11 protein-coding genes are annotated in these 12939 nt (G+C 43.3%); 10 read left to right on the top strand and 1 reads right to left on the bottom strand.

Annotation, left to right across the window (positions count from 1 at the left end; all coding sequences use genetic code 11):
• Genes COU90_00620 through COU90_00600 form a run of 5 tightly spaced genes read left to right on the top strand, consistent with a single transcriptional unit; the run spans position 1 to position 6231 of the window.
• Positions 1-1266, top strand: a complete 1266-nt coding sequence (locus tag COU90_00620) for a hypothetical protein (protein ID PJE64759.1) — start codon at positions 1-3, stop codon at positions 1264-1266.
• Positions 1208-2380 carry a hypothetical protein gene (locus tag COU90_00615; GenBank protein PJE64758.1) on the top strand — a complete coding sequence of 391 codons (1173 nt, stop codon included), beginning with the start codon at positions 1208-1210 and terminating at the stop codon, positions 2378-2380. The genes COU90_00620 and COU90_00615 overlap by 59 nt, the downstream gene beginning before the upstream one ends.
• 50 nt (positions 2381-2430) lie before the next feature.
• Positions 2431-3999 (top strand): methionine--tRNA ligase, encoded by a 1569-nt coding sequence (locus COU90_00610; protein ID PJE64757.1) that lies wholly within the window; start codon positions 2431-2433, stop codon positions 3997-3999.
• A gap of 33 nt (positions 4000-4032) precedes the next feature.
• Positions 4033-5364, top strand: a complete 1332-nt coding sequence (locus COU90_00605) for a hypothetical protein (GenBank protein PJE64756.1) — start codon at positions 4033-4035, stop codon at positions 5362-5364.
• Positions 5365-5373: 9 nt separating this feature from the next.
• Complete coding sequence (locus tag COU90_00600; GenBank protein PJE64755.1) at positions 5374-6231, top strand: hydrolase TatD; 858 nt, start codon at positions 5374-5376, stop codon at positions 6229-6231.
• A 48-nt stretch (positions 6232-6279) separates the two neighbouring features.
• On the opposite strand, the gene COU90_00595 is transcribed toward COU90_00600, so the two are convergent.
• Complete coding sequence (locus COU90_00595; protein ID PJE64754.1) at positions 6280-6624, bottom strand: hypothetical protein; 345 nt, start codon at positions 6622-6624, stop codon at positions 6280-6282.
• 98 nt (positions 6625-6722) lie between these two features.
• On the opposite strand from COU90_00595, the gene COU90_00590 reads away from it, so the two are divergent.
• The 5 genes from COU90_00590 to COU90_00570 all read left to right on the top strand — a co-directional run bounded on the left by COU90_00590 (position 6723) and on the right by COU90_00570 (position 12768).
• Entirely contained in the window at positions 6723-9260 is a 2538-nt protein-coding gene (locus tag COU90_00590) for a leucine--tRNA ligase (GenBank protein PJE64753.1), read from the top strand.
• An 82-nt stretch (positions 9261-9342) separates the two neighbouring features.
• The gene (locus tag COU90_00585; protein PJE64752.1) at positions 9343-10032 is read left to right on the top strand and encodes a UTP--glucose-1-phosphate uridylyltransferase; all 690 of its coding nucleotides are present in this window, start codon (positions 9343-9345) and stop codon (positions 10030-10032) included.
• Positions 9992-10678, top strand: coding sequence for a threonylcarbamoyl-AMP synthase (locus COU90_00580; protein PJE64751.1), 687 nt, complete (start codon positions 9992-9994; stop codon positions 10676-10678). Before COU90_00585 ends, COU90_00580 begins: the two co-directional genes overlap by 41 nt.
• Before the next feature lie 12 nt (positions 10679-10690).
• The gene (gene glyA, locus COU90_00575) at positions 10691-11869 is read left to right on the top strand and encodes a serine hydroxymethyltransferase (protein ID PJE64750.1); all 1179 of its coding nucleotides are present in this window, start codon (positions 10691-10693) and stop codon (positions 11867-11869) included.
• A 59-nt stretch (positions 11870-11928) separates the two neighbouring features.
• On the top strand, positions 11929-12768 hold the full coding sequence (locus COU90_00570) for a hypothetical protein (protein PJE64749.1): 840 nt from the start codon (positions 11929-11931) through the stop codon (positions 12766-12768).
• Positions 12769-12939: the final 171 nt, after the last annotated feature.

Here is a 12939-nt window from a genome sequence, read left to right as displayed (position 1 = left end):
ATGAAATATACAAAAACAACTCTTAAAAATGGCCTTCGGGTAATTACGGTTCCCATGAAGGATACAAAAAGTCTTACTCTGTTGGTACTTTTTGGCACAGGATCGAAATATGAAGCAAAACGCATTAATGGCGTTTCTCACTTTTTAGAGCATTTGTTTTTTAAAGGCACCGTGTCCCGTCCCGAGCCGGGCGATATAAGTCGTGTACTGGATGATGTTGGTGCGGAGCATAATGCTTTTACGTCAAAAGAAGTGACGGGGTATTGGGTAAAAACCGCATCCAAGCAATTTCCGCTGGCACTTGATATTGTTTCCGATATTTTGTTGGAACCTTTGTTTAATACGGATGAAATAGAAAAGGAGCGGGGCGTTATATTTCAGGAGATGAATATGTACCTCGATACGCCGCGGCAACATATTCATGATTTGTTTGAGGGACTTTTGTATGGTGATCAGCCGGCAGGATGGGATATTATCGGCACGAAGGAGTCACTTAATTCTCTCGTGCGTAAAGATATTGTGAATTACAGAAAAAATTACTATGTGGGATCCAATGCTATTGTGGTTGTGGCGGGAAACATCGATGAGCATACGGCTGTACAGCAGATAAAAAAAGCGTTTTCGTCTCTTCCCGCTGGAATGCCAAAAAAGAAAAAGCCCGTACGTGAGGGACAAAAAACACCGGCCGTACAAATTATGCGAAAAAAAACGGATCAAACACATATGATTGTGGGCGCACGGGCATATGGCATGTATGATGAAGAACGTTATGCGACATCTCTTCTGGCATCTATTTTAGGAGGAAAAGCAAGTTCGCGCCTATATATGGACATCCGTGAACGATTGGGACTTGCTTATACTATTGGTGCTGGCACGCAAACCTATACCGATTCGGGATATGTTTCCGTGTATGCGGGCGTACCCCATGAAAAAGCAAAAGAGGTGGTGCGTCGTATTAGGGATGCCTTTCGTGTGGCTGAAAAAGAAGGCGTTACGCCGGATGAGGTTAGGCGTGCAAAAGATTTTTATCGCGGACATTTTGCCATTAGCCTGGAGTCATCCGATGAAGTGGCATCGTTCTTTGCCGAGCAAGAGTTGTTCTATGGGCGGGTGCAAACCCCGGAAGAGGTTATGGCACGCATCGAGCGTGTAACGGAGCGGGATATTAATGCTGTTGCCACTCATATATTTCACCCGCGTAATTTGAATGCAGTACTTATTGGTCCGCATGCAGATGTACGAGGAATGGAGAAATTACTGGCATAATTTACGTATATCCGCAATACTTTCTTCTTTTCCTTTTCTCTACTATACTTACGATATGATTGAGCGAAAATTAATAGAAGTGTCCACATGGACTATTTTTAAGACAGTTCTTATTTTATTGGGATTGGCGCTTTTGTATGTTGTGCGCGATATTGTTGTTATTTTGCTTTTATCTATTGTTATTGCATCCGCTATTGAGCCGGGCATCCATTCCTTTATAAGCAGATTTCGTTTTCCGCGGGTACTTGCGGTTCTTGCTGTTTATTTTCTTACGGCATCCTTGCTCGCATTTGCCTTTTATCTTATTGTGCCGCCTTTAGTAAACGAGGTACAGAATTTTTCTTTGGCTTTTCCGGTATCCCTTGAAGATACTCTGGAAGAATTGCGTGGGCGGGCAAGTTTTATTTTTTCGTATGCGCCCGAATATATATCGGTGCCGGCGGAAAGCGTAACTGATAACTTAAATACATTCGTTAATGAGAATATCGGATCATTTTTCTCGCTGACATCTTCATTAGGATCTTCTTTGTTCGGAGGCGCTCTTTCTTTTGTGCTTGTTATTGTGTTATCTTTTTATTTTGCGGTACAGGAAAATGGTATTGCTAATGTGCTTAAAATTATTGCACCAAAGGAACATGAGGCGTACGTTATTGATTTATGGCGCAGATCACAGCATAAAATAGGGAAGTGGCTTCAGGGACAACTCTTACTGGGCGTGATGGTGGGGGTGTTGGTATATATCGGACTCGCGCTTTTGGGAGTAAAATATGCCCTTGTGCTTGCGGTCATTGCCGCAATATTTGAGCTTATTCCTATTTTCGGACCTATTATGGCCGCTATCCCGAGCGTTTTGCTAGCCGTCATACAAGCACCTATTTTGGGGTTGTGGGTTATTGTTCTTTACGTTATCGTTCAGCAAATGGAAAATCATTTGATTTATCCTCTCGTAGTGCGAAGAGCCGTGGGAGTACCACCGCTTTTGGTTATTATTGCTCTTCTTATAGGAGGAAAATTGGGAGGAGTGGTGGGTTTTGTGCTTGCTGTTCCTATAGCGGCCGCCATAGTTGAGTACGTTAACGATGTTGCTCGCGATAAGCATATATTTGAGAATTAGAGGAAATACGCTCGATAAAAAATATTTTTCGACAAAGCGTTAAAAATATAATGAGTAAATTTTACATAACAACATCCATTGCATATGTAAATGCACCTCCGCACGTGGGATATGCAATGGAGCTTTTACAGGCGGATACAATCGCGCGTTACCGGCGTCTTCAGGGGGACGATGTTTTTTTTCTTACAGGAACGGATGAACATGGAGCAAAAATCGCCCGTGCCGCGGAATCAGCTGGCAAGTCTCCAAAAGAATTTGTTGATGAGCACGCTTCTTTATTTACCGCATTGGCGGATAAGGTGCATGCGTCGCATACGGCATATATCCGTACGTCCGATCAGGAGCGTCATTGGCCAGGAGCACAGGAATTATGGCGCCGTCTTGAAAAGGCGGGAGATATATATAAGGCGTCTTATCGGGGATTGTATTGTGTGGGACACGAGGCATTTATTACGGAAAAAGATCTAGTGGATGGTGTGTGTCAGGATCATGGAAAGGAGCCCGAAGATGTGGAGGAAGAAAATTATTTTTTTCGGCTTTCTCGGTATACCGGAGAAATAAAAAAACGTATCAAATCGGGGGAGCTTGAAATTATACCGAGTTTTCGTAAAAATGAAATGCTCACCTTTTTAAATGAAGGACTTGAAGATGTAAGTTTTTCGCGTCCTGCCAAAGACATATCATGGGGAGTGCCGGTGCCGGGAGATAATACGCAAACAATGTATGTGTGGTGTGATGCGCTTTCAAATTACATAACCGCTCTGGGATTTGGCGAAAACAATACGAAACAACTCGAAACGTATTGGCCGTGCGACATGCATGTAATCGGAAAAGATATTCTGCGCTTTCACGCACTTATATGGCCGGGTATGCTTTTGTCCGCGGGCATTGCGCTTCCGAAGCGTGTAATGGCGCATGGGTTTATTAATTCGGGAGGAAAAAAAATGTCCAAGTCTTTGGGGAACGTCATAGATCCCTTTTCGTTCATCGATAAGTATGGCGTTGATTCGCTCCGGTATTTTTTGTTGCGGGAAATTCCCACATTTGAAGATGGTGATTTTACGGAAGATCGTTTTACGGAAGCATATAATGCTCATTTGGCAAACGGGCTGGGGAATGTGGTGAGTCGTGTTACAAAGATGGTTGAAGCGTATTTTGAAGGATATCTCGCAAAGCCGGCAGATGATCTTCTTACTACAGCACCTCTTGTTTCTGATATTGCGTTTATTCATGCAAAGGGAGAGCATCTTTCGGTGGAAGGAACAAGTTTATTGTACGAGGTGGAGCGCAGTATACTGCCATTGTATCATGAACACATGCAAACATATCGTCTTAACGAGGCGATGAACATCGTTTGGGGGATCATTCATATGATGGATAAATATATTCAAACATACGAACCGTTTAAGCTTATTAAGACGGACAAGGAAAAAACACAGGTGGTATTATGGCAGCTTCTTAGAGGTATTGATACGGTGGCATATGCATTACTTCCATTTATGCCGCAAACGAGCGCGTCTATCCGTGCCATGCTTGGTGTGGATAAGGAAGGCATTCCTTCAGATCAAAATGAGTATACAATCAAGGAACGGGAACAGATGTTCCCTCGTATCGGATAATATATGTCTCATAACAGGCATTTACGTTAATTTATGAAGCGTTTTGTTCCGTACCTTACTCTCATCGTCTTTCTTACCCTTCTTTCTTGGGGAGCAGGTATTTTACTTGGTGGAGATTCTCATATTACGGATGGTACGGAGTTTCAAGCGCTTGTTCTCGGTATTGCGCTTTTTGTAAGTTATATCGTAAATCGTATTGCTCCAGAAACGGCAATACCGTCGTTTGTTTGGGCAATTTGTGCGGGTATGGCCATGCAACAGCTATTGAGTCCGTTTACGAATGGGACATCAAGCTTACAGATTGCCGTTGAGTTATTTGCCGCTATTGTTCTTTTTGCGGGAGGATTGGAAATTCCATTTAAAAATTTTCGTAAATGGTTCTTTCCGATTGCATCACTGTCTCTTGTCGGAGTGGCAGTTTCTGCCGTTGGGTTTTCTTTTCTTCTGTTTTTTCTCGTATCATCCTTTGGATATGTCGAACATGCTCTTCTTCCTTCCATTGTTATTTTAGGAGCGGCGCTTTCATCCACCGATCCGACAGCCATTATCCCTACGTTAAAAGTCCTTCGGTTTAAGCGGGCATTCATAAAGCAAATCGCTATTGCGGAAAGCGCGCTTACCGACATTAGCGGGAGTATTTTAACGCGATTTCTTTTAATTGCATTTGTATCTGTACCCCTTACGGCGGGTACTACCGTGTTTTCCTTATTTTCACCTCTTCTTAATAAGGCGGCGTATGATGCTCTTTCACTTCAAATTATATCCGGTATTTTTATAGGGTATGCGGGGTTCCGTATTCTTAAAAAGTTCTACCGTGATACGGGGGAAGGGGACCCGGCTCTTTTGTTGGCGGTTCCCGTAATTACGTTTGTGGTGGGAAATAGCTTGGGCGGTGCGGGATTTCTTGCGGCATTTGTAAGCGGACTTCTTACTGACGTATCCGGAGAAGCTGAAAAAGCATCCCATTTTTATGAGAATTTTCTTGATCATCTGGTAAAACCTTTTGTCTTTATTATTTTAGGTGCCCTGGTGCCGTTTGCTATTCTTATCGACTTGGCTCCCCTGGGTATTATTTCAGCACTTCTCTTTATGTTCATAGTACGTCCTTTAGTTGTTTTTATATCTCTCATTCCATGGTTTCGGAGTAATGTGTTTTATGTGGGAGATCTGTTGTTTCTTAGCTTCGTTCGGGAAACGGGTATTATAGCCGCCGTGTTGTTAATTATTGCATCCACTGCCGGTGCTATTCAGTCTGATTTCGTGATAGCTATCGGCATGTGGGTTATCTTACTTACGCTTATTATTGAGCCGCCACTCACGCCGCTCGTGGCACGCTGGACGGGGGTGGCACAAGGGAAACAGTAAAAACACAGCATGTCGAATCCAAGATTTATCGATATCCATTCTCATATAAACTTTAACGCCTATAAAAACGACGGCAATGAGGTTATTAAGCGCACGTTGGACGGAGGCGTTTGGACTATTTTAGTGGGCTCACAAATTGACACTTCGCAACGCGCGGTGGAATATGCGGTTAAATACGAAGAGGGAATTTATGCATCCGTAGGGCTTCATCCCATTCATTTATCGGAAACATATGTTGATAAGAATGAGATCGATGCGGGAGATGCCGTGCCCGGCTTTACATCGCGCGTAGAAGAATTTGACTATAATGCTTATAAAAAAATTGCCATGAACCCAAAAACGGTAGCCATCGGGGAATGCGGACTTGATTATTTTAGAGGCAAAAATCAGGAATCGAACAGTATGGATGAAGATTTAAAACAAAAGCAGAAGGAAGTATTTCGGGCGCAGGTGGGGCTTGCGCGTGATGTAGGTAAACCGCTTATGATCCATTGCCGAGATGCATACGAAGATTTAATTGCCATACTTAAGGAAGAAAGGGGAGAAGAAATCGGCGGGGATGTCCATTTTTTTGCGGGATCGTGGAATGTTGCAAGGCAATTTTTGGATTTAAATTTTCACCTTTCTTTTACGGGCGTACTTACCTTTACGCATGATTACGATGAAGTAGTGAAAAAAACGCCGCTTGAACGGATCATGGTAGAGACCGATGCGCCATATGTATCTCCCGTGCCGTACCGTGGAAAACGCAATGAACCGTTATATGTGGAGCACACCGCGCGCCGTATTGCGGAGATAAAAGAGCTTCCCGAAGAAGATGTGTTTATACAACTTGTAAGAAATACCCGTACGGTGTTTGGCATGTAATCCGAAATATTACAACTAAAAAAGTCCCGAAGGACTTAGGTTAACGGCTTATATTGCCGGAGACTGATCGTCTAGTATTCGCTTCTCCAGCGCTATGAGCCTTTCGAGTGTACTTAGGCGACTTGTGCATTCATGATATGTTTTTTCATTGGCACAAGCCGTTAGGGTAAGATCTTTCGCCTTCAGCATTCTTTCGTGTATGTCAGCAACAAGCTCCTTAGCTGAAGAAGAAGGACTTGTTTTCATGAACGTATCCTTCTTTTTTTGAAGGTCATTTACCTGTATTATAACCCGAGAAATTTCTTCAGCCCTGTTTTTCCCTTCGGCATAAGCGTGCGAAAAAAGGAAACACGTTGTCAACGATAAAACTACCGCCAGTAGTTTTATTTTCATAACACACCTCCTGAATAATTAATATGATATGTATTAAAACCATATTTATTATATAAAGTCAAGTACCCAAAACTCTTATTTTTGGGTACCGTTGATATATGTCAAAAAAGAGCGTAAAATCCTTGCCAAAAAAAACTCTTAAAAAACGGTCTTCGGTAAAGCGAGTAGTGGCATATAATCATGCGCGTACAGAAAAGAAATGGCAGAAGAAATGGGCATCATCCGGCATATATGAACCAAATCTAAAAACGGCAAAAAATCCTTTTTATAATTTGATGATGTTCCCGTATCCTTCGGCAGAAGGATTACATGTCGGGAATATGTATGCATTTACCGGAGCGGATGTATACGGACGGTTTAAGCGTATGCAGGGATATGATGTGTTTGAGCCAATTGGTTTGGATGGTTTTGGTATTCATTCGGAAAATTACGCGCTTAAGGTGGGAACACATCCCATAACACAGGCGAAAATTTCGGAAAAGCGTTTTTATAAACAGCTTGAAATGATTGGAAACGGCTTTGCCTGGAAAGAACGGTTGGAAACATATGATCCGGATTATTATCGATGGACGCAGTGGCTTTTTACCGTTATGTTCAAAAAAGGACTCGCGTATAGAAAAAAAGCTGTGGTAAATTGGTGCCCGTCGTGCAAAACAGTGCTTGCTGATGAACAGGTTATTGCCGGTGAGTGTGAGCGGTGTGATACCATTGTCATTAAAAAGGAATTGGAGCAGTGGTTTTTTAAGATAACGAAATATGCGGAGCGCCTTCTTTCCGGTATTGATACAATTGATTGGTCTGAAAAAGTTAAGATTGCACAAAAAAATTGGATTGGAAAATCAGAAGGTGCGCTGATTCAGTTTCCCATTTCCCATTCTCAACTTTCAATTGAGGTTTATACAACGCGGGCGGATACGATTTTCGGCGCTACGTTTTTAGTGATAGGTCCGGAGCATCCTTTGCTCATGAATAATGAACTGGATATTAACAATGAAGAAGAAGTAAAAGAGTATATCAAGGTTGCTAAGAAAAAATCGGAAGAGGATCGCATGCGGGATAAAGTAGAAAAGACGGGCGTGGAATTGGAGGGCGTTCGGGCGATTAATCCGGCAACCAAGGAACCTATTCCCGTATGGGTTGCCGATTATGTGTTGGGGCATGTGGGAACAGGTGCCATTATGGCGGTGCCGGCGCATGATACGCGCGATTTTGCCTTTGCAAAAAAATATTGGCTTAATATTGTTCCGGTGGTGGAACCGGATGCACATGCCGATACTGCGGATGACATGGCGGTTCGTCTTCGAAAAAGTATTGTGGATGATGATGAGGCATATGTAGGCCATGGACGGCTTGTTAATTCCGGTCCATACGATGGGATGGATTCATTAGAGGCAAGAACAAAAATTATCAAGGCCGTAGAGGGAAAGAAAAAAATAACATATCGTTTACGTGATTGGCTCATTTCCCGACAGAGATATTGGGGACCGCCCATTCCTATGATTTTTTGCGTGTCATGCAAAGAAAAGGGTGCGGGAGAAAGAAAGGATATGCCGGGATGGTATACGGTGCCTAATAATGACTTGCCGGTTATGCTTCCCAATATAAAAAATTTCCGTCCCACCGGAAATGACACATCTCCTCTTGCATCAGTAAAATCATTTTACGAGGTTGTATGTCCAAAATGCAAAAAAATGGCGCGGCGGGAAACGGATGTATCGGATACGTTTCTCGATTCCGCCTGGTATTATATGCGTTATCCTTCACAAACGGAGAAAAAAAGGCCGTGGCATGAGGGTATAACAAAGAAATGGTTTCCCGTTGATATGTATATAGGAGGTGCGGAGCACGCGGTACTACATTTGTTGTATGTGCGGTTTTTTGCCATGGCTCTCTATGACGGAGGTATGATCACGTTTGAAGAGCCATTTCAGAAATTTCGTGCTCACGGACTTCTTATTAAGGGAGGATCTAAGATGTCTAAATCGAAGGGTAATGTTGTTAATCCGGATGATTATATAAAAAAATGCGGAGCGGACGCTCTTCGCATGTATCTTATGTTTTTAGGTCCTTTTGCGGAAGGGGGAGATTTTCAAGATACGGGTATTTTGGGGATTACACGTTTTTTGGAAAGAATATGGCGACTTTCGCATAATGTGCATTCCGGAAAAAAGAGTGTTTTTGAAAAAGATACCCACGCCGCTATAAAAAAAGTTACGGATGATATTGCCAATTTAAGATATAACACGGCAATTAGCGCATGTATGATTTTACTTAATGCGTTTGAGGCGGGTAAGAATAATGTAACGGCATCTGATGTAAAAATACTGCTTAAGCTTACAGCGCCGTTCGCGCCTCACATGACGGAAGAACTATGGCATATGCTCGGAGAGAAAAAAAGTATTCATGTAGCCACGTGGCCCGCTTATGATGAGAAATATCTTATGGAAGAAACCTATAACCTGGTTGTGCAGGTAAACGGGCGTGTACGTGCCACAATAGAAATGCCCCGTGGGAGTACGCGAGAAGAGGCAGAAATACTTGTCCGCCAGGAAAAGCGCGTAATGGGTTTCTTGGATGCCGGTACGATACGGAAAGTAATTTTTGTGCCGGACAAGCTGATTAATTTTGTTTTATAGGGCGGAGATGAATACTCATGCGAGGGCTTTTTTTCTTGGAGGGTTTATGATACAAATTGTGTTATATCAGTAAGGTATTTTTATGAAGGCAGTGATATTAGCAGCCGGAGAGGGGCGTCGCATGCGTCCGCTTACAGAAACAATGCCAAAACAGATGGTACGTGTTTTAGGGCGCACACTCCTGGAGTATCAGCTTGATGTGCTTCCCGATGTCATCACGGAACTTATTTTGGTTGTGGGTTATAAGAGAAATCAGATAGAAGATTTTTTGGGAGATTCATGGCGGGGACGGCCCATTACATATATTGAACAGAAAAAGCCGGGAGGTACGGCGGCGGCACTGGCTTTGTGCGAGCAGTTTTTAAAAAATGAACCATTGTTTATGGTAATGTATGCGGATGATATTCATGGAAAGGAAGGTGTTCGTGCATGTGTAGAAAAAGGGTCACCGTGCTTGCTGATTGATGAAGTTGATGATCCGAGAAAATTTGGTGTTATAGAAACAGACAGTGAAGGAAGGATAGTTCGTATTGATGAGAAGCCTGAAAAGCCAAAATCAAACCTTGTATCTTCGGGAGTTCTTTTATTGAGTAATGCCATTTTTTCTTATGTTGCTCAACCTCGTGATGGAGAAGAATATATTCCGGACAGAATTATGGCAATGCTTGAGGATGGACATACGTTTCATACGGTGCGGTCTTCGCAGTGGATTGTAATAGGATACCCCGAAGATGTGGTGCGTGCAGAAGACATGTTGCGGAATATGGTATAATAGAAGAGCTATGCGTATTATTCCTCTTGATGCGACTCACGAAGTCTCTGCAGTTTTGGAGACAATACGGATTATTAAAAACGGAGGTGTTGTCATCGTTCCTACGGATACCGTATACGGCATCATCGCCGATGCATGGAACGAGAAAGCGATAGACCGTATATTCAAAATTAAAATGCGTACGGCTGAAAAGGCACTGCCCATTTTTGTATCAGACTTTACTATGATGGATAAAGTTGCTGTTGCTAATGAGTCACTAAAAGAACGCATAGAATCGTTTGGTTCGGTAACGGCAATATTGCCTGCACGGGGATGGGTACCGCTTTCCTTGAGAGGCGGAAGTTTGACGGTGGGCGTTCGTATTCCATTTCATCCGTTTGTTAAAAAAATTCTGGAAACATTCGGGTCTCCCATTACTGGTACAAGTGCGAATACATCGGGACGTGGACCATACACGAAGATTGGAGATGTTATTGATGAATTTGAAGGAGGAATGGAGCCTGATCTTATTGTAGATGCCGGTGATCTGCCACCCAATAGCCCATCGGCGGTAATTGATTTTATGGTATCGCCGCCTCGGATACTGCGCACGGGAGCGCTTCCAAAACATAAATTGATTGAATTATTGAATAACCAGGCGGAATAATAATCATGCATTATGAAAGACAAAGAAATTCAAAAATTAATACACGCGGAAGAAAAACGTCAAAAAGGCGTTATCAACCTTATTCCATCTGAAAATTATGTGTCTGCTGACGTGCTTGAAGCTCTTGGATCAGTTCTGAATAATAAATATGCGGAAGGATATCCGCATAAGCGATACTATGGGGGAAATGCTGTTATTGATGATATTGAGGTTCTGTGCCAAAGGCGAGCACTCGCGGCATTTAAGGTGAATCCGGAAAAATGGACGGTAAATGTACAGCCTTATTCAGGGTCTCCGGCAAATCTTGCGGTATATCTGGCATTGGTTCCTCCGGGAGAAAAGATTATGGGCATGGAGCTTCCCATGGGAGGACATTTAACGCATGGGCAGGCAGTCAGTATTACGGGGAAAATATGGAAGCAGGTGCCGTATGGAGTGGATAAAAAAACGGAACGCTTGGATTATGATGCATTGCAAAAGATTGCAATACAGGAAAAACCAAAACTTATTATAGCCGGCTTTACGGCATATCCGCGCAAAATCGATTGGAAAAAATTCCGCGCTATGGCAGATGCATGCGGGGCGCTTTTGATGGTAGATATGTCGCATATTGCGGGTCTTGTTGCGGGGGGCGCTCATACAACGCCTTTTCCTTACGCGGATGTTGTAACAACGACAACGCATAAGACGCTCCGCGGACCGCGCAGTGCTCTTATTTTTTCACGTCGGGAATACGCAAAAAAAATCGACAAAGCTGTATTTCCGGGTCTTCAGGGAGGACCGCATGAAAATCAAATTGCCGCCGTTGCAGTGGCGCTTCATGAGGTTATGCGTTTGTCGTTTCAAACATACGCTCGTCATATAGTTGCCAATGCAAAGGTATTAGCGGGGGAATTAAAGAAGCGAGGATGGCGTATTGTTTCAGGAGGAACGGATAATCATTTATTGCTGGTAGATACAATGTCTCGGGGTGTGCCGGGAGCAGTGGCAAGTAATTGCTTAGAGGAGAATGGTATTATTGTGAATAAAAATACTATACCGTTTGATGTTCGTAGTCCGTTTGATCCCTCCGGCATTCGGCTAGGTACGGCCGCCGTCACAACCCAGGGAATGCGGGAAAAGGATATGATTCGAATAGCAAAAAATATTGACGACATTCTTTTGGCTGAAGTGCGGAAATGTGCCCAATAACGGAAAAAGGTATGGGAAAATATAAATTAATCATCTACAGGTTAAGGTGGTAATACGCTATGATAATTGACGGCAAAAAAATATCGGCAGATATTGCGGACACTCTGCGGGAAAAGATTCAGATGTCCCGTAAAAAATTACGACTAGCTATTGTTCTTACGACGCATGATCCGGCAACAAAGACATTTGTGCGCAAAAAAGAGGAATTTGGCAAAAAAATAGGCGTAGATGTGCGGGTGTATGATGAGGTACTGAATGCAATGTCGGCACGTTCTTTGCGCGATCGCGTTTCAGAACTTGTGCATGTACCGGAAAATAATGGCGTTATTGTACAGTTGCCTCTTGCGGATAGTGTAGGAAACGTACAGAAAGTACTCAATGCTGTTACGCCGGAGAAAGACGTCGATATGTTATCTGCCCGGAGCATTGGAGATTTTAATGTGGGGTCATCAATTATTCTGCCGCCCGTAGTGGGAGCGGTAAAAGAAATTTTATTGCGCCATGATGCGTCGTATGTATTGCGGGACAAGCGTGTTGTTGTTGTAGGGTCTGGTATGCTGGTGGGGAAATTGGTTAGCGAATGGTTTTTGCGTGAAGGCGCCACCATCACAACCATAAATAAGTATACGAAAGACAGCATATATTACACAAAAAATGCAGATATTATTGTTACAGGTGCGGGATCTCCGGGGATTATTACGGGAGATATGGTACAAGAAGGAGTGTGCGCCATTGATGTAGGCACAACACCGGTGCAGGGAGTGTTACGGGGGGATATGGATTTTGATTCGGTAAAAAAGAAAGCCGCTCTCATAACGCCCGTGCCCGGCGGCGTAGGACCTATTGTGGTTGCAAATGTATTTAAAAATTTACTTATATTGTGTGGTATAAACGTATAAAAAAGGACGTTCCTGGGAACGTCCTACTCTCTGTCTACTCGGCTACCGGGATGTGATTGAGTGACTATTTTTGTCACATTCCTTCTCCCAGTTATACGTGGTCTGTTTATGTGGGGACGTCTCCGGGAATGGGGAGCCCCCGACCCCGTCATGGCAAATGACGGGGTTACT

The organism is Candidatus Ryanbacteria bacterium CG10_big_fil_rev_8_21_14_0_10_43_42 (assembly GCA_002793915.1).
Classification (GTDB): Bacteria; Patescibacteriota; Minisyncoccia; order Ryanbacterales; family 2-02-FULL-48-12; genus 1-14-0-10-43-42.
The sequence above is the reverse complement of the archived record's forward strand: the minus strand, read 5'-3'. Positions and strand labels throughout refer to the sequence as shown.